Here is an 18,213-nt window from a genome sequence, read left to right as displayed (position 1 = left end):
AGCGCCTTGCCAGTCTTGCCTTTGGGGCTCCGCTGCTGCGGAACGGTGGGGATTTCGCGTGAGCATGGGTGCTGTTCTTGTCTGGTCGTTGATAGGATTTGCGGGGCTCTTGGCCGTCCCTGCGGTCAGTCACACCAACGCGGGCACCACGTTTTCACTGATGGCATCCTCCATGGCCTTTACCGGAATGGCGCTGGCCCTGTTCATGGCAACCCGCCCGCCGTTGGTCGAGCGCCTTTTCGGCGGACTGGACCGGATTTACCAGATGCACCGGCGGGTCGGTATCACGGTGCTTATCTTGATCCTCGTGCACTATGTCATCACCCCGGATTTTAAAGGCCTGTCGCTGACCGGCGGGCTGAACAAGCTGGCGGCTCAGGCTGGGGAATATGCTTTCTATGCGCTGGTGGTTCTGCTGGTTCTCAGTATGATCAAGATCATTCCGAAGACGAAGATCGAGATACCGTATCATTTCTGGCGGCTGACGCACCGTTTCATCGGTTTGCTGTTCATCATGGTCGCGTTCCACCAAACCTTCATCAAGCGGCCCTATGACGGCACGGCCATGCTGGCGACCTATCTCAATATCTTTGCGATGATCGGCACGGGGAGCTACATCTACACGCAGCTTTTCCCCTGGCTGCGCACCCGGACCTACGAAGTCTTCGACGTGACGCGCCATGAAGGCGCGACGATCATTTCCGCCCGGCCAACACGGAGTCCACTGCGCGCAAAGCCCGGCCAGTTCGGGTTTTTCCGGGTCAACAAGCCGGGCCTGCGCGAACCGCATCCCTTCACGATTGCCGGCATGGATGACGATGGCGTCGTCCGTTTCGCTATCAAGCCGCTGGGTGATTACACCAAGGCCCTGCGCGAAGGTATCGCCGTCGGTGATCGCCTCAAACTGGAGGGCGGCTATGGCCATTTCAACCATCGCCGTGGCGGCAAGAAACAGATATGGCTCGCCGGTGGCATTGGTGTTACGCCGTTCCTGGCGATGGCGGGGCGCCTAAAGGGGGATGAAGGCCAGGATATTCACATGGTCTATTGCGTGCGTGATCGAAGCGAGGCGATCGGCCTCGATACGTTCGAAACGCAGGCGGAAAAACTATCGAATTTCAGTTTTACTTTGCACGATTCCAAAATCGATGGACGGCTCGACGCGGCAAAGCTTGCGGCATCGAGCGTCGTCGATCCGGCGGGCGCGGACCTTTGGTTCTGTGGACCGCCATTGCTACGGAAAGCTATTGAAAAAGGACTGAAGGACCTCGGCAAGAAACCCAGACGGGTTGAGTTCGAGCAGTTCGAGTTCCGATAAGGCATCGCCTTTTGTCGTTTGAGAAAGCAAGGAGAACAAGCCATGCGCATGTTCGATCAATTGTCCGGGAAAATGATCCCTGGACTGCGCCTGCCGCGCTCTATTCTAGCAATAGTGGCGACAGTGCTGGCATTGACCCAGTGTCCGGGCGCTGCATCGGCCCGCGATGCCTTTGCTGACGACGCCTACACGACCTACAAGGCGAATACTGACAACGGCAAATATCTGTTCAACGCTTCCGGCTGCGGTGCCTGCCATGGATCCGGCAGGAGTGCCGAGATCCTGTCCGGCGGTCTGGAGATGGATACGGCGATCGGCAAGTTCTATGCGCCGAATATTTCATCCCATGCCAATGGTATCGGCGGCTGGACCAATGCCCAGTTTCTCAATGCAGTGATGCAAGGGATCGATCGCGAAGGCGACAATCTCTATCCGGTCATGCCTTATACCGCCTATGGCGGTATGAAGCCGGAAGACGTGCTCGATATCAAGGCCTATATCGACACGCTGATTGCCTCGGATGCCGTGTCGAAAGAACATGAGATTGCATTCCCCTATAGCCGCCAAACGACGATTACGCTCTGGAAACGCAGCCATTTCGATGTGCCGGAATATCAGTCACGTGAAGAAACGCAGATGGAGCGCGGGCGCTATCTCGTCGAAAACGTCGGCGGGTGCGGCGATTGCCACACGCCGCGCACCACCACCTATGGCCTCGATATGGAAAACGCCTATACCGGCGAAAAGGGCCTGACGGGTGCGGTCGCTCCAGATATCTCCAAGGCGCGGATGGCGGGCCTTGCTTCGCCGGAGGTGTTTACCGTCGGTCTGATCGACGAAGGCAAAAAGCTGTCCGGTGCACCTTTGACCGATCCGGTGATGCGCGAGATCGCTCACGGACTGTCGGCGCTGACCGAAAAGGACCGCACGGCGATTTACGCCTTCCTGTCCGACCGTGAGGTCAAACCGCCGCAGCCAGTGGCGCAATCGGCAACGGCTGTCTGCAAGGAAAGCACGCCGGCATCCGCTCTTGCCGGTGATAATGCGGGTCTGGCAACCCAGGCCGATGCCTTCATCGGCAAATATTGCCGCAATTGCCACGGCCCAGGCGAAAGCTCGCAAGGCTCCTATCCGGCCGGCGACCTCCACACCATCGCAGCTGACGCCGCCTTCGTTGTTCCGGGTGATGCCGCCAAATCCCGTCTGTTCACCTCGGTCACCAGCGGCCGCATGCCGCTTGGCAAACGTCCAACCGCCGAGGAGGTCAAGAGCCTCGAGGACTGGATCAATTCGCTCAAGCAATCGGACCTGCCGCAGACGGCGGCCAGTAAACCGCAACGCACGCGGCCTATGCTGTCCTATCGCGACTTCGTCGAGGCTGGGCTGAAGGATATTTCCAAGGTCAACGATCTCGACCGGCAATACATGCGCTACTTCTCCTACCGCAACCAGTACAACGGCATGATGGGCTGCGAGGAGGACAAGACCTTCATGAAGCGCATGGACGTTTTGGCTGGCGGCTTCAAGAAACTGTTGAACTCGCTCTCCTATGGTCCGAAACTGGTCTTGCCACAGGAGGTCGAAGGCACCAACGGACTGATGGTCCGGGTCGACCTGCGTGACCTGCAATGGTCGGCGGACGACTACAATTTCCTGATCTCGCAATATTTCTACGGTGTCGATCCCGGCAGTGATGCGTCGCTTCTGGCGCTGACCAAGCAGACCGACACCGTCCTGCCGATCATGCGCATCGACTGGTTCATGGCCAATGCGGCCAAGCCGAAGATCTACAACCAGCTGATGAAGCTGCCGACGCACATTCGCGAGCTTGAACAGCGGTTCCAGATCAACGTGGATGAGAATATCCGCCGCCGCCAGGTGCTGCGTGCGGGGTTTGCTGACGGCTCGTCCGGTGTCTCCGATCATAACCGCATGCTTGAGCGTCATGAGATGCCGTTCGGCGGTTACTACTGGAAATCCTATGATTTTGGCGGCGACGTTGGCCGCCAGGTGCTGAAGCGTTTCCCGCAAGGTCCGAAGGAACTGGAGCCGTTCGACGGCGGGCTGACAGCTTTCGAACATGATGGCGGCGAAATGATCTTCTCGCTGCCGAATGGATTGCAAGGCTATTACCTGTCGACGTCGGCAGGCAAACAGCTGGATGTCGGTCCAACCACGATCGTTTCCTTCCGCAAGCGGCCCATCGGCAAAGGTGTCGAGATCATCAATGCCCGCTCGTGCTTCGACTGCCACGCCAACGGCATCCTGTCGAAACGCGACCAGTTGCGCGAACATATCCAGACGTCGACGCTGTTCAACAAGGATCAGCAGGCCATCCTGCTCGATATGTATGTGCCTCAGGAAGAGCTTGATGCCGCCTACAACAAGGACCGGCAGCGTTTCGTCGAAGCGCTGGTCAAGCTTGGAGTGACCGAGCCGACACCGGATGGCAGCGCCCAGAGCATGCAGGCGCCGGGCAATGCCGAACTCGTCACATATTTTGGCGACAAGTATGAGGATGAACTCGATTTCGATGCGCTGGCCGCCGAATTCGACATGACCCCGGCCGAACTTTCCTCGGCGATCAAGCGGGTGGAAGATGTCGATACCCTGCGGCTTGGCATCGACTGGGTCACGACACTGGAAGCCGGAGCAACGATCCCGCGGGCGGAAGTCGAACAGCAGTTTCCGCTGCTGCTGTATCCATTGATGCAGTTGAAGCCGCTCGATACGACCACCGTCCATGTAGCCGTGCTAAGCCAGAGCCAGGATGTGGCGGGTCAGACGGCGCAGCAGGATTACGTCAAGCCGGAGACGGTCGCTGCCGCAACCCCTGCCTATCGCCAGGAGCAGCCCGCCGACTATAACAAGCTCGAACTGGCACTGCATGTCGCAACGACCACCGCGAAGGTCGGCGACCAGCTGTCTTTCGAGCTGAGTTCCAACAAGGCCTGCGAGCTGCAGATCCTTTATGTGGAGGAAACCGGCAACGTCGAAGTCATACCGGATGAAATGATCGGCAACACAACGCTGCAGGCGGGCGAAAAACGGCAGATCCCGCAGCCGGGCACCGGCAATCTGACGTTCGATACACCGGCACCGGCCGAAACCATGATTGCCTATTGCCGCGAAGGCGGGCTGGGTGACCAGAAGCTCTCGGTCGAGCGGGCACGGCAGCTGGTGGCGCAGTCGCATCTACCGCCGACGCGCGGACTGGCGATCAACCTTGCCAAGAAGGCTGAGGATGACAAAGGCGCGAGCGGCCTGCAAGTGGTGACATTCGAGATCAGGCAATAAGGAACATGCCGGCCGCGACGTGGCGGCCGGCAGGTTCGCGCGGTATTTTGGAATGGCATGGGAAGGCGCGTGATGACATTGAAGGTTTTGGTTGGCGTATCGCTGCTGGCATTTTTCGCCGCCGGGACGGCGTCCGCAGCGTGTGATGCCCTGACGCAGGTTGCCGAGGCCACCAATGCCGGAAACGAGGCGCTGGCGAAACAGATCGCTGGCAGGCCGAAGCCGGGCTGCACGGTGGACGACAAGGCGATGATCAACCGTGTGGCGACGCTCGCATCCTTCAACCGGATAGTCGGCGCTGTTGGACAAGGTGCCAATCTGGTAGATTTCGAGGAGGAACTCGAGACGATCCGCACCAGTAGTTCAGCGCCCTGGCAGGTTTTTGACGCACTCGGCGATATCAACCGCGACCGGCGGGATTATGAGGCGGCCGCACGCTACTATCAGCTGGCGCTGGAGGATGCCGCCAACGAGATGCTGACGCCGCAGTGGATGGCACCGGATGACGCCTATATCGTTCGTCTGGATCATATGGCGACAGAGATGCGGCTTGCGGCACCCAAACCGATCAAGCTCGCCATGCGCGGCGCCTGCAAGATCAGCTATCGTGGCGTGTCGCTGAAAAAGAAATCGACGCCGGTGCGCTACGTCTTCGGCACGGCCGAGTTCACCCAGGAGGGACTGATCTCGGCCAAGGATCTGTCCGAGTGCCTGAAATCGGTCAAACCCAAGGCGATTACCCTGATCGGCCATACGGATCCGGTTGGCACGGCTGAGGCCAATCGGGTGCTTTCACTGGAGCGTGCCGAGGCCTTAGCCCAGTACCTTGTCGCAGAAGGCTATGCCGGGCAGTGGACAACGTTCGGCAAGGGCGAAGACGAGCCGTTCAAGGCGGATGACGCCAGCGCCTATGACGAGGAGACGCTCAACCAGATGAACCGGCGTGTCGAAGTCGATGTGGAGAACTGAGTGATGTTGCGCCGTCTGGTTTTCGCTCTCGTGCTTTCCGCAGCGCCCATCGGTGCCGCATCGGCAAAGACCTATGCTTTGGTGGTCGGCATCGACGCCTATCCCTACGAGGTGAGCCTGGATGGGGCCGTCAAGGACGCCAAGGATGTGGAAGGTGCCTTGCGGCGGGCGGGGGTCGATCGGATAACGGCGTTTTTCGATGCCGCCGCCCGCAAGGACGATATTCGCGCGGCCTGGATCGATTTGGTCGGCAGTGCGGGGAAGGGCGACACGATCATCTTCACCTATGCCGGGCACGGTGCGCAGATGCCGGAGCTTGTTGCCGGTGATGAGGCCGATGGGCTTGATGAGTTTCTGCAGCTACCGGGTTTCGACCGAAGCCGCGCTGAAGAGACCGATCACGAAATCATCGTCGATAACGAGCTGAATGCCTGGTTTTCCGAGGCCGAGGCAAAGGGGGTGCAGGTGCTTTTCGTTTCCGACAGCTGCCATTCCGGCGGCATGAGCAGATCCTTTTCCGGCAAGACTCGTCTTGCCCAGGCTGTCACCGTAAAACTCAAACCGCCGTCACAAGAGGCGGTGTCCGGTGCCGGAGTGAAAGAGGCACAGTTCCGCAACGTGACGGTGCTTGCCGCTTCTCTGGAGAGCCAGCCGTCACCCGAAGTGATCATTGACGGCGAGCCGCGCGGTGCGTTGAGCTGGAGTTTTGCCCGTGCCGTGGAGGGATCGGCGGATCGCAACGGCGATGGCCGTCTGTCTCGGGTGGAGCTGGAGGATTATGTCTTTGCCAATGTGAAAACCCAGTCAGAGGCACTTCAGGTTCCGAACTTTACACCGCAGTTGCCGCGTTCGGAAGACGAGGTGGTCATGCCACTGACCCGGAGTGTGGCCGTCACCACCGAGCCGGCAGTAAAAAAGACCTATAAATCCGTTCGTGAGATGGGCTGGGATGGCAAACTGGCACTGTCCGTCGAAGCGACTGATGCCGTACCGGACAATACCGGTGGAACGGGCGTGCCTTATCGTTGGGATGCGGCCAGCGGCATCTTTTACACACCGAATGGTGACGTTGCGGGCGAGCATATCTATGCCGGGATGATCCAGTCTGTTGTGAACAAATTCATCCTGCTCGATTTTCTGAAACTCATGGCGAGCCAGCATCCGGGTGCCGTGTCCTTGACGCCACAAAAGGACATCTATGTCGCCGGCGACAAGATTTCCTTCGATGCGCCGGAAGCAGACTACAAGAACATGGTGGTGTTCAATCTGGCCAATACCGGCCAAGTGCAACTGCTCGACGTTCAGTCTGAAGGCACGGCAAGTGTCGAGTTCAAGCTCAGCAATCTACAGGTCGTTGAACCTTTTGGCGCGGACCATCTGATTGTGATTGCTACCAATGAACCCATTGATGCGATTGGCGCGGCATTGGCCAGCAAGAATGTCGATGCGGCGACCGTGTTGCAACTCCTGTTAACGCGCGTAGACGGCACCGATACAAGCGTGGCGATCCAGCCGCTCTACACCCGGGAAAAATTGTGATGACCGTTTTCCGCATGATTGCCGCCGCAGGGCTATGGTGCCTGTCCTCGTTGGCCATGCAAACCGCAGCGGCATACGCGGAAGACCGGGCGCTTGTGATCGGTATCGGCACCTACGAAAACCTGCCTCCGGATATGTTCCTGCATGGTCCGAAAAACGACGTGAAGGCAATCCAGGCGCTGCTGACGGGGACGTTGAGCTTCAAGCCTGAGGCAATCCGGGTTCTAACGGATGAAAAGGCTACGAGACAGGCGATGCTATCCTCGATGGACGAGTGGCTGGTTAACGGAACAGTGCCCGGCGACCGGGTCTATCTCTATTTTTCCGGGCATGGTCTGCAGGTCAAGGATGTTAGCGGCGATGAGGAGGACGGAATGGACGAGGCCATTTCGACCTACGACATCAAGGCCGGCGAGGACGACTGGTCGAACGTCATTCTGGACGACGACCTCAAGGCGGTATTGGAAAAATTGAAGGGCAGGGCAGTGACGCTGGTGATCGATGCCTGCCATTCCGGCACGATCTCGCGGTCGTTGTCGCCACAGGCAGTATCGGGCCTGAAAGGCGCGCGCTATCTGCCGCGTCCGTTTGCCCGCGCAGGCAAGCAGCCGCTAACCCGAGGATTGCGCATCGACCTCGGCGTTGTCGACAAACCCGCGCAATTGACGGCGGGTGGACTGACCGCCTGGAGTGCTGCCGCCGCCTATCAGGTGGCCTGGGACGATACCCGCCTGCCGATCGACGACCGGCACGGTGTTTTTACTTCCGCTTATATAGCCGGCTACGCACCAAAGGAATCTGATGCGAATGGCAACGGTCTTGTCAGCAATGCCGAGCTTTTCGAATATGTGACCCGGAAATCGAAGGAGTATTGTTCGACGCTAGAAGATTGCGACAATCTCGATCCGCAGTTGGAAAGCGTGCCGGAGGCCCTTGGCAGCAGCGTCGCCAAGCCTGAGCCATACGCGGCAGAACAGGCGATAGCGAATCAACCTCTGAGCAAGCCGGAGCCGGTTTACCAGGAAGCAAAGGTCGAAGCCGGCGTTGCACCGGCCTATGTCGATGCCAATCCTGTAACGGCTGTCGGAGATATTACCGGCAAGGCGGATACCGGTGAAGTCATGGTTTCACTGGATACCGGTCCGAAGCTGAAAAAGGGCCAGGTCTTCAAGATCTCGGTCACCAGCCAATATGACGGAGATCTCGTCTTGCTGGATGTGAATGGCAAAGGCATCGCAACGCAGATTTTTCCAAACGATATGGCGCAGAAAATCACGCCGCTATCGGCCGGTTCGACATTGACGATACCGGATGACTATTACGGCTTCGATTTCGAGGCTGACGGTAATGGCGAGAATATGTTGGTCGCCATCGTCGTTGGCGATGCTGTGGATATGAAGGACGTGGCACCGTCGGCGCAGGGCCTCAATGCCGAACTCGATGCCCGGCAGTCCCTCAGTGAAATCGTCGCCAGGCTCCAGAAAACCTGGACCGGTGATACCGAAAACCGCGGCGTGCATTGGTCGCTGGGAACGCTGAAATACACCGTCGAGTAGTCTCCAGACGCGCGGTATCTGAAAACAGAAAGGCCCGCAGCGAATGCTACGGGCCTTTCTGATTCAAACAGGTGTTCCGCTTAGTGCAGGATCTGGCTGAGGAACAGCTTTGTGCGCTCGTGCTGCGGATTGTCGAAGAAGGCAGCCGGCTCGTTCTGTTCGACGATCTGGCCCTGGTCCATGAAGATCACGCGGTTGGCAACCTGACGGGCAAAGCCCATCTCGTGGGTGACGCAGATCATCGTCATGCCTTCCTCGGCAAGGCCGACCATAGTGTCGAGCACTTCCTTGATCATTTCCGGATCGAGCGCCGATGTCGGTTCATCAAACAGCATGACACGTGGGTTCATGCACAACGAGCGGGCGATCGCCACGCGCTGCTGCTGACCGCCGGAGAGCTGGCCCGGATATTTGTGTGCTTGCTCCGGAATCTTGACGCGCTTGAGGAAGTGCATCGCCACTTCCTCTGCCTGCTTCTTCGGCATCTTGCGGACCCAGATCGGTGCAAGCGTGCAGTTTTCCAGGATCGTCAGATGCGGGAACAGGTTGAAGTGCTGGAACACCATACCGACTTCGCGGCGCACTTCATCGATCTTCTTCAGGTCGTTGGTGAGTTCAATGCCATCGACGGCGATCTTGCCCTTCTGGTGTTCTTCCAGGCGGTTGATGCAGCGGATCATCGTCGACTTGCCGGAGCCGGACGGGCCGGCAACGACGATGCGCTCGCCGCGCATGACCTTGAGATTGATGTCGCGCAGAACGTGGAAATCTCCATACCACTTGTTCATGCCGACGATTTCGACGGCGACGTCGGTGGACGAAACTTCGATTTTTAGCGGTTTGGCTTCAGCTGCCATTTTATTTCACCTCACTCATTATCGTTTGTGGCCCTTGTCGAGCTTTCGTTCCATGAACCCTGAATAGCGCGACATGCCGAAGCAGAAAAGCCAGAAAGTGAATCCGGCAAAAACTAGGCCCGACAGCGGTGTGACCGGCGATGCCCAGTTGGCGTCGGAGAAGTTCTGGCGGACGATGCCCAGCAGGTCGAACATGCCGATGATCGAAACCAGCGATGTGTCTTTGAACAGGCCGATGAAGGTGTTGACGATACCCGGGATGACCAGTTTCAGCGCCTGCGGCAGGATGATCAGCCGCATCTTCTGCCAGTAGCTCAAGCCTAGCGAATCGGCGCCTTCCGCCTGTCCCTTTGGAATGGCCTGCAGCCCGCCGCGCACCACTTCGGCCATATAAGCAGAGGCGAAGAGCGAAACCCCGATCACGGCCCTCAGAAATTTATCGACCGTCATGCCCTGCGGCAGGAACAAAGGCAGCATGACGCTGGCCATGAACAGCACCGTGATCAGCGGAATACCGCGGACGATTTCGATGAATGTGGTGCAGAGCAGGCGGATAACCGGCATTGTCGATCGTCGGCCGAGCGCCAGAATGATGCCAAGCGGGAGTGAGACTGCAATGCCGACGAAGGACAGGATCAGCGTGACCATCAGGCCACCCCAGAGCGGCGTTTCCACATAGGGAAGGCCGAACACGCCGCCGATCAGGATGAAGAATGACGCGACGGGCAGCACACCGAAAAGCAGGATGGCGTTGAGGCCCTTGTAGGGAACCTTTGGAATCAGGATTGGGACCAGAAGTGCCACGAACAGGATGCCCACCAGCATCGGACGCCAGCGTTCATCGATCGGATAACGTCCGAACATGAACACGTCGAATTTTGCGCCGACAAAGGCCCAGCATGCTCCACTCCAGCCCTCCGGCTGCGAGCCGCCTTGAGCGGCCGTTGCGCAAACACCGCGCCCACCGCCTGTCCAGGAAGCGTCGATGAATAGCCATTTGATCGCGGGCGGCAGCGCCCAGGCGAGAACCAGAAGGGCGATAATTGTCAGCGCCGCGTCGAGCGGCGTGGCCAGCAGGTTTTTCCGGATCCAGGCGATATAGCCTTTCTCCAGCACCGGCGGTGTGGATTGTTCCAGCATGCTGGTGCGAACGAAGTTGGTCTGATGTGTGTTCATGATCTTATCTCTCCACCAGTGCCATCTTGGCGTTGAACCAGTTCATGATCGCAGACGTCGACAGGCTGAGCGTCAGATAGACGACGATCCAGATGCTGACGATTTCAATAGCTTGGCCGGTCTGGTTGAGAATGGTGCCGCCGGTCGATACCAGGTCTGAATAACCAATGGCGATGGCGAGCGACGAGTTTTTCGTCAGGTTGAGATATTGGCTGGTCAGCGGTGGGATAATGATCCGCATGGCCTGCGGCACGACGACGAGGCGTGTCGTGAGACCTGGTCTAACACCGAGTGCATGCGCCGCTTCCGATTGGCCATGGCTGACGCCGCGGATACCCGCGCGGACGATTTCGGCGATGAAGGATGCCGTATAGAAGGACAATGCCAGGAACAGTGACAGGAATTCCGGGCCAATGACCGATCCGCCCGTCAGATTGAACTTGCCGGCTACCGGTATATCGAAAGAGATCGGCATGCCTGTCGCAAAATAAGTGAGCAGAGGCAGGCCTATCAACAGGCCAATCACTGTCCAGAGCACGGGCATGCGTTGGCCTGTCTCCATTTGCTTCTTGTTGGCATACCGGGAGAAGAGAATGCTGCCGACAACCGCGATGAGAAAGGCAATAAGGATAAAATGCGAACCGCTGTCGAAGACCGGGCGCGGGAAGGCGAGGCCACGATTGTTGATGTACATGTCCAGCGGAAGCGCCAGCGATTCCTTCGGCTGCGGCAGAACCGCGAGAACGCCGGAATACCAGAAGAAAATCACCAAAAGCGGCGGAATGTTGCGAAAGATCTCGACGTAGACCATCGACAGCTTGGCGATCAGCCAGTTCTTCGACAGTCGGCCGATACCGACCAGAAAGCCGATGATTGTGGCGGTGATAATGCCAGCAACGGCAACCAGGATGGTGTTGAAGAAACCGACCACAAGTGCGCGGCCATAGGTCGAATCGCTGGAATACGCGATCAGCGACTGGCCGACATCGAAACCGGCACGTCCTTTGAGAAAGCCGTAACCGGAAGCAATGTTTGCACGCTTCAGGTTTTCACTGGTGTTCATTGCGACCCAGTAGATGAAAGCGATCAGCAACAGCAGCGTCACGGCCTGGTAGATGATACCGCGAACCTTGGGGTCGTTTAAAATTGAGCCGGTCGGCTTGTCCTTGCCGGGCGGAATCGTGGCGTCGATCGTCATGCAGAGCCTCTTAATCCCCTGATCACCCTGTTTCGAGCGATTCTTATTTTTGGGAAGGAAAGCGGCCAGAGCCGCTTTCCCAATTGTCGTAAAGTCTTAGCGCACTGGCGGTGCGTACTGGATGCCGCCCTTGCTCCACAGCGCGTTCAGGCCGCGTTCGATCTTCAAGGGGCTGCCCGTACCGATGTTGCGGTCGAACACTTCACCGTAGTTACCAACGGCCTTGATGATCTTCACAGCCCAATCGTTTTCGAGGCCGAGGTCAGTACCGATCTTGGTGTCTGCCTCAACGCCAAGAAAGCGCTGGATATCCGGGTTGGTCGACTTCTTCATCTCCTCGACATTCGCCTGGGTGATGCCGAAGTCTTCAGCGCCGACAAGCGCGTAGTGAACCCAGCTGACAATGTCAAACCACTGATCGTCGCCCTGACGGACGGCCGGTCCAAGCGGCTCCTTGGAAATGATTTCCGGCAGGATGATGTGATCGTCCGGAGCAGCCAGCGTCAAGCGCAGCGAGTAAAGGCCCGACTGGTCGGTCGTGTAGACGTCGCAACGGCCAGCGTCATAGGCAGCGTTCACTTCTTCGAGCTTTTCGAAAACAACCGGATTGTACTGCAGGTTGTTGGCCTTGAAATAGTCGGCAAGGTTCAGTTCTGTCGTCGTGCCGGTCTGGACGCAGACCGCAGCGCCGGACAGTTCGAGAGCCGATTTCACGTTCAGCGACTTGCGGACCATGAAACCCTGGCCGTCGTAATAGTTGACGGGGCGGAAGTTGAAGCCGAGCGCGGTGTCGCGGTTGATCGTCCAGGTCGTGTTACGAGCCAGAACGTCGACTTCGCCGGACTGCAGAGCCGGGAAACGGTCCTTGGCGGATGTTGGCGTGTACTTGACCTTGGTTGCGTCGCCGAAGATGGCAGCGGCAATCGCCTTGCAGTAATCGACGTCAAAGCCGCTCCAGTTGCCGGATGCGTCCGGGGAGGCAAAGCCGGTCAAGCCGGTGTTGACGCCGCATTGAAGGAAGCCCTTCGCTTTTACGTCGCCGAGCGTCGTTGCCGATGCAGCCTGAGCGCCAATCCCCATGACGGCAGCGCCGATCAGCGCTGTCAAAATTCTTTTAGCCATTTTAGAACCTTTTTCTGTTGTCTTTGTTCTCGTCCCGGACAGCTGCGCTTTGGATGCAGCTACGGCCCCCGCCACCCTCCTGGCGCGAGTACCGTCTATCTCATGCTCAAAACCGCGCAGGGTCAAGACACGTTGCCGATTTTCCGGGCTGGGTCACGAGAATCGTTGATTGCGCCGCATGTTTAGGCAGTTTTGGATCGTTTGGTGCACGTTTTTGGTCAAAAAATCGCCAAAAACTGAGTTTTCCACCCTTGTGCCGGTGTGCCGCAGCGGAAGTCTCTTGACCCTCCGGGTCTGCGGGCGGAAAAGTGTTCGCACATGCAATTTCATAAGCGGACGTTCCCCATGACTGAAAAGAATGATTTCCTCGCCGGCGCTGGCGTGAACACCCGGCTGTCGCATATCGGCAATTCGCCATCCGACTTTCATGGTTTCGTCAATCCGCCAGTCGTGCACGCGTCTACGGTGTTGTTTCCAAATGCAAAAGCCATGGAAACAAAGTCGCAGAAATACACGTATGGGACGCGCGGAACGCCGACGACCGATGCATTGTGCGAGGCAATCGATGCGCTCGAAGGCTCGGCTGGCACAGTGCTTGTGCCATCGGGTCTGGCCGCCGTTGCGGTACCGTTCCTCGCTTTCCTGTCGGCAGGCGATCATGCGCTGATCGTCGATTCGGTCTATTTTCCGACCCGGCATTTCTGCGATACGATGCTGAAGAGGCTTGGCGTCACCGTCGAATACTACGACCCGATGGTCGGTGCGGGTATCGAAGGCCTGATCAAGCCGAACACCAAGCTGGTTCATACCGAAGCGCCGGGCTCCAACACATTCGAGATGCAGGATATCCGCACGATCTCGGCTGTTGCGCATCGCCACGGCTGTGTGGTGACAATGGACAATACCTGGGCAACGCCGCTTTACTTCAAGCCGCTTGATCACGGCGTCGACATATCGATCCACGCGGCGACCAAATATCCGTCCGGTCATTCCGATATTCTGATGGGAACGGTCTCTGCCAATGCGGCGCATTGGGAGCAATTATTGGACGCGCATGGTGCTCTAGGCCTTTGTGGCGCACCGGATGACAGCTACCAAATCTTGCGCGGGTTGCGCACGATGGGCATCCGTCTCGAACGCCATCAGGAAAGCACACTCAACATCGCCCGCTGGCTGGAAGAGCGGGACGACGTCGCGCGCGTGCTGCACCCGGCCTTGCCGAGCTTCCCGGGCCATGACCTTTGGAAGCGCGATTTTACCGGCTCGAGCGGCATCTTCTCGTTTGTCCTCAAGACTAACAAGCCGGAACAGTTCAAGCCCAAGGCGCATGCTTTCCTCGACGCCCTGTCGATTTTCGGGCTCGGCTGGTCCTGGGGTGGTTTTGAGAGCTTGGCCGTCCATGTCGGTCTTTCCGATCGCAAGATCTGTAAGGCGCCAACAGAAGGCCCGGTTATCCGCCTGCAGATCGGTCTCGAGGATGTCGCGGATCTGCGCAAGGATATCGAGGCTGGTTTCGCGGCGGCAAAGGCCGTCTGATCCTCAGTCCTTGGGCTCGTATCCATAGAGCCAGTCGAAATCGGCGGCCAGACTTTCCGGCCGCCGCAGCGACAGGACGAGATCACGCCCGAGCCGCACCGGGCCGCGGGCGTGATAGGCAAAGCGATTGAAGGTACCGCGCGAGCGGACGCGTGCGATCCGGCTTTTGCGGTGATCGGCAAAGGCGGCAAGCGGCTTTCCATCTGCCACGAAGGATGCGAGTTCAAACGCATCCTCGATCGCCATCGCCGCACCTTGGGCCGCAAACGGCATCATTGCATGGGCTGCGTCACCGATCAGAACGATCTCCTCGCCCCGGTGCCAGGCTCCGTCATTCACGTGATACAGTGGCCAGACCGTTGGCTCGACCGCATGCCGCAGCAGATCGACGATCCGGGGATGCCATCCGGAAAAGGCCTCAAGCAACCGCTGCTCGCTCGTTTCCTGGGGCAGGGAGCGGCTCCATGATTCTCCCGAATCGGCACCACTGGTGATGGCCACCATGTTGAAACTGCGCGTCTGCTGCAGCGGATAAACGACGAGGTGCGAGCCGCCGCCAAGAAATGCGGTGACCTTGGTTGTATCGAAAAACGCCGGAGCGTCGCCCTCACTGAGCGTAAACCGCCAGGCGACATTACCGGAAAAAGTCGCTTTTCCAGCACCTTCTATCCGCTTTCTCATTGTTGACCAGACGCCATCGGCGCCAACCACAAGGCGCGGCTTGGTAGCGGTCATGTGTGCGGAAAGATCGAACTCGGCGCCGAGATGAAGGCGGCACAGCGGATTGGCCGTTACGGCATCAAGCAATGTCTTTTGGAGGTCGGCCCGGTGAAGGACCCCATAGGGTGCCCCCCAACGATCGCGTGCAAATTGACCGGACGGCACGGACGCAATCATCCGCAGCGATGATCCGCTGACGAGGGTGACGGCTTGCGGTTCACGCCACAGGTTTTCCAGCTGCGGGAGAAGGCCGAGCTTTGTCAGGAGGCGTGTTGCATTGGGGGATAGTTGCAGTCCGGCGCCGGTTTCGCTGAGAACGCTCGTCCGTTCGAAAATTTCGGCGGAGATACCCTTGCGGGCAAAGCTGAGCGCCGCCGTCAGGCCGGCTATACCGGCACCGACGATTACAACGGGCTGGCTCGTTGTCATGCCAGGAGCGTTTGCAGCTCAGGCCGCCTTTGCATTGAACGTGCAGCCGTCCGGGACAGTCTGGTCCGCATGGAGCTTGGCGTTGTAACGGTACAGCGTCGAGCAATAGGAACAGACTTTTTCGTTATCGTCGCCCATGTCGATATAGATGTGCGGATGATCGAAAGGCACGGATGCGCCGGTGCACATAAATTCCTTGACGCCGACCTCGATGACCGCGTGACCGCCATCGTTTTGAAAGTGGGGAATACCGTGCCCGGCCATGTCATGCTCCGTCGTGTAGAAGAATAGTCGAATTTCGCCGCACCATAGAAAGCTTTGCGTCAAAAGTGTAGCGGCAAAGATGCCGCGCCTGTGCGTTTTTTGGCGTGCCGGGGTTTTCCCGGCGCTGGCGCTGTCATAGGGTCGCTCAAAACAGGACGCATGCCATGGATCTGAACCCGCCCGCCTTTTCGACCTTCACTCACGATGGCCTGTCGATCGCCTACTTCGACGAGGGCGATCCGTCCGGCGATCCGATCTTGCTGATCCACGGATTTGCCTCTAGCGCTAATGTGAACTGGGTCTATCCGGGTTGGCTGAAGACGCTGGGCGATGCCGGATACCGGGTGATCGCGCTCGACAATCGTGGCCATGGCGCCAGTGACAAGCCGCACGATCCGGCAGTCTATCACCCGCCCGCTATGGCTGGCGATGCCGTGGCGCTGCTTGATCATCTGGGCATCGCCGACGCTCACGTGATGGGCTACTCGATGGGGTCCCGCATTTCCACTTTCCTGACGCTGGCGCATCCGAACCGTGTGCGCTCTCTCGTTCTCGGCGGACTTGGCATCGGCATGGTGACCGGCGTCGGTGACTGGGATCCGATCGCCGACGCATTGAATGCGCCTTCTCTCGATGTTGTTACTCATGAGCGCGGGCGGATGTTCCGCGCCTTTGCCGACCAGACGAAAAGTGATCGCAAGGCGCTGGCTGCCTGTATCTCGACCTCGCGCGATCTGCTCTCAGTCGAGGACATGGGCCGCATCGATGTGCCGGTCTTGATCGCGGTCGGGACCAAGGATGATATTGCCGGTTCCCCACAGGAATTGGCCGCCCTTGTTCCACATGCCGTGGCATTGGATATCCCCGGCCGCGATCACATGCTTGCCGTTGGCGACAGGGTCTTCAAGAAGGCTGCGCTTGAGTTTTGGGCCAAGGTCGGGCAAGCGTAACCCGCGAAGGCATTTCGAGCGGCCATTTATATTCATCGTGATTTGGCCTATATCTGATGTGCACGGATTTCGAAGGAGAGTGGCGATGGTCGCCAGGACTGACATACGCCCGACCGAGACTGTGAAGGTCATGGATCCGATCTGGGATAGTCTGCAGGAAGAGGCGCGGCTCGCTGCCCAGCAGGATCCCTTGCTTGCTGCATTCCTCTATTCGACCATTATCAACCAGCGTTCGCTGGAAGACAGCGTCATCTACCGGATCTGCGAGCGGCTCGATCATCCCGATCTTCAAGCCAATCTGCTGCGCCAGACCTTTGCCGAAATGCTGGAAGACTGGCCGGAATGGGGTACCATCCTGCGTGTCGATATCCAGGCCGTTTATGACCGCGATCCGGCCTGCACGCGTTTTCTGGAGGCAATCCTTTATTTCAAGGGGTTCCACGCCATCCAGACCCATCGTCTGGCGCATTGGCTGATGAACCGTGGACGCCGTGATTTCGCGCTGTATCTTCAAAGCCGTTCCTCGTCCGTTTTCCAGACGGATATCAATCCGGCTGCGCGTATCGGGAAGGGGATTTTCCTCGATCACGCCACCGGCCTCGTGGTCGGCGAGACCGCTGTGATTGGCGACAATGTTTCCATCCTGCACGGCGTGACGCTGGGCGGCACCGGTAAGGAAGGCAGCGACCGCCATCCGAAGATTGGCAATGGTGTACTGATTGGCGCGGGCGCAAAAATTCTCGGCAATATTCATATCGGCAATTGCTCCCGGGTGGCGGCTGGGTCCGTCGTGCTCAAGGAAGTTCCGGCAAAGACCACTGTTGCCGGTGTTCCGGCGCGGGTCGTCGGCGAAGCCGGCTGTTCGGAACCATCACGCTCTATGGACCAGTTGCTCGTGTCCTTCGAGATTTGAGCCCGGAAATTTGTCTGTTGCCTCACTTTTGCGGGGGTTTACACCGATTGAAGCTCTATGCGAGAAGCGGCGCAAATCAAACCGCCATGGAGAAAAGACGTGAAGCCCGAAGAAATCAAAAAGCTCGAAGCCTATTTCAAGCGCACGTTCAACCAGGAAATGGTCATCAAGGCACGGCAGAAAAAGGATGAATCCGCCGAAGTTTATCTGGGCGACGAGTTTCTGGGCGTGGTGTTCCGGGACGAGGAAGACGGCGAATTGTCTTACAGCTTCTCGATGGCTATTCTCGATATCGACCTTTAAACGCAATTTTCAGTTGAGCGCGTAATTTGGCCCGGCCCTGTTCATCAGGCCGGGTTTTTTGATAAA

General features: G+C 58.3%; 15 protein-coding genes. 9 read left to right on the top strand and 6 right to left on the bottom strand.

Annotated features, from left to right (window positions below; genetic code table 11):
* The first annotated feature begins 64 nt into the window (after positions 1-64).
* From R6X40_RS07030 to R6X40_RS07010, 5 genes are all read left to right on the top strand, one after another.
* Positions 65-1,318: a ferric reductase-like transmembrane domain-containing protein gene (locus R6X40_RS07030; RefSeq protein WP_318412151.1), complete on the top strand. Its 1,254-nt coding sequence runs from the start codon at positions 65-67 to the stop codon at positions 1,316-1,318.
* Positions 1,319-1,360: 42 nt separating this feature from the next.
* A complete protein-coding gene (locus R6X40_RS07025) occupies positions 1,361-4,615 on the top strand; it encodes a c-type cytochrome (protein WP_318412149.1) in 3,255 nt (1,084 codons plus the stop codon).
* A gap of 72 nt (positions 4,616-4,687) precedes the next feature.
* Complete coding sequence (locus R6X40_RS07020) at positions 4,688-5,584, top strand: OmpA family protein (RefSeq protein ID WP_318412148.1); 897 nt, start codon at positions 4,688-4,690, stop codon at positions 5,582-5,584.
* Between the two features lie 3 nt (positions 5,585-5,587).
* Entirely contained in the window at positions 5,588-7,123 is a 1,536-nt protein-coding gene (locus tag R6X40_RS07015) for a caspase family protein (RefSeq protein WP_318412146.1), read from the top strand.
* Complete coding sequence (locus R6X40_RS07010) at positions 7,123-8,679, top strand: caspase family protein (RefSeq protein WP_318412144.1); 1,557 nt, start codon at positions 7,123-7,125, stop codon at positions 8,677-8,679. Before R6X40_RS07015 ends, R6X40_RS07010 begins: the two co-directional genes overlap by 1 nt.
* Before the next feature lie 80 nt (positions 8,680-8,759).
* On the opposite strand, the gene R6X40_RS07005 is transcribed toward R6X40_RS07010, so the two are convergent.
* The 4 genes from R6X40_RS07005 to R6X40_RS06990 all read right to left on the bottom strand — a co-directional run bounded on the left by R6X40_RS07005 (position 8,760) and on the right by R6X40_RS06990 (position 13,032).
* Positions 8,760-9,536, bottom strand: a complete 777-nt coding sequence (locus R6X40_RS07005) for an amino acid ABC transporter ATP-binding protein (RefSeq protein WP_113243548.1) — start codon at positions 9,534-9,536, stop codon at positions 8,760-8,762.
* Between the two features lie 18 nt (positions 9,537-9,554).
* A complete protein-coding gene (locus R6X40_RS07000; RefSeq protein WP_318412141.1) occupies positions 9,555-10,712 on the bottom strand; it encodes an amino acid ABC transporter permease in 1,158 nt (385 codons plus the stop codon).
* Between the two features lie 4 nt (positions 10,713-10,716).
* Positions 10,717-11,910: an amino acid ABC transporter permease gene (locus R6X40_RS06995; RefSeq protein ID WP_318412140.1), complete on the bottom strand. Its 1,194-nt coding sequence runs from the start codon at positions 11,908-11,910 to the stop codon at positions 10,717-10,719.
* Between the two features lie 96 nt (positions 11,911-12,006).
* Entirely contained in the window at positions 12,007-13,032 is a 1,026-nt protein-coding gene (locus R6X40_RS06990) for an amino acid ABC transporter substrate-binding protein (protein ID WP_318412139.1), read from the bottom strand.
* 345 nt (positions 13,033-13,377) lie between these two features.
* Here R6X40_RS06990 and R6X40_RS06985 point away from each other — a divergent pair, with 345 nt between their 5' ends.
* Positions 13,378-14,568 (top strand): cystathionine beta-lyase, encoded by a 1,191-nt coding sequence (locus R6X40_RS06985; protein WP_318412138.1) that lies wholly within the window; start codon positions 13,378-13,380, stop codon positions 14,566-14,568.
* A gap of 3 nt (positions 14,569-14,571) precedes the next feature.
* On the opposite strand, the gene R6X40_RS06980 is transcribed toward R6X40_RS06985, so the two are convergent.
* Together R6X40_RS06980 and R6X40_RS06975 are read right to left on the bottom strand one after the other, a co-directional pair.
* The gene (locus R6X40_RS06980) at positions 14,572-15,717 is read right to left on the bottom strand and encodes an FAD-dependent monooxygenase (RefSeq protein ID WP_318412136.1); all 1,146 of its coding nucleotides are present in this window, start codon (positions 15,715-15,717) and stop codon (positions 14,572-14,574) included.
* Positions 15,718-15,735: 18 nt separating this feature from the next.
* On the bottom strand, positions 15,736-15,981 hold the full coding sequence (locus tag R6X40_RS06975; RefSeq protein WP_037100916.1) for a zinc-finger domain-containing protein: 246 nt from the start codon (positions 15,979-15,981) through the stop codon (positions 15,736-15,738).
* A 164-nt stretch (positions 15,982-16,145) separates the two neighbouring features.
* Here R6X40_RS06975 and R6X40_RS06970 point away from each other — a divergent pair, with 164 nt between their 5' ends.
* The 3 genes from R6X40_RS06970 to R6X40_RS06960 all read left to right on the top strand — a co-directional run bounded on the left by R6X40_RS06970 (position 16,146) and on the right by R6X40_RS06960 (position 18,147).
* Complete coding sequence (locus R6X40_RS06970) at positions 16,146-16,931, top strand: alpha/beta hydrolase (protein ID WP_318412132.1); 786 nt, start codon at positions 16,146-16,148, stop codon at positions 16,929-16,931.
* Positions 16,932-17,016: 85 nt separating this feature from the next.
* Complete coding sequence (gene cysE, locus R6X40_RS06965; RefSeq protein WP_318412130.1) at positions 17,017-17,844, top strand: serine O-acetyltransferase; 828 nt, start codon at positions 17,017-17,019, stop codon at positions 17,842-17,844.
* A 99-nt stretch (positions 17,845-17,943) separates the two neighbouring features.
* A complete protein-coding gene (locus tag R6X40_RS06960; protein ID WP_318412129.1) occupies positions 17,944-18,147 on the top strand; it encodes a DUF3126 family protein in 204 nt (67 codons plus the stop codon).
* Positions 18,148-18,213 lie beyond the last annotated feature (66 nt).

It is taken from the genome of Rhizobium sp. PL01 (assembly GCF_033447125.1).
GTDB lineage: Bacteria > Pseudomonadota > Alphaproteobacteria > Rhizobiales > Rhizobiaceae > Pararhizobium.
The sequence above is the reverse complement of the archived record's forward strand: the minus strand, read 5'-3'. Positions and strand labels throughout refer to the sequence as shown.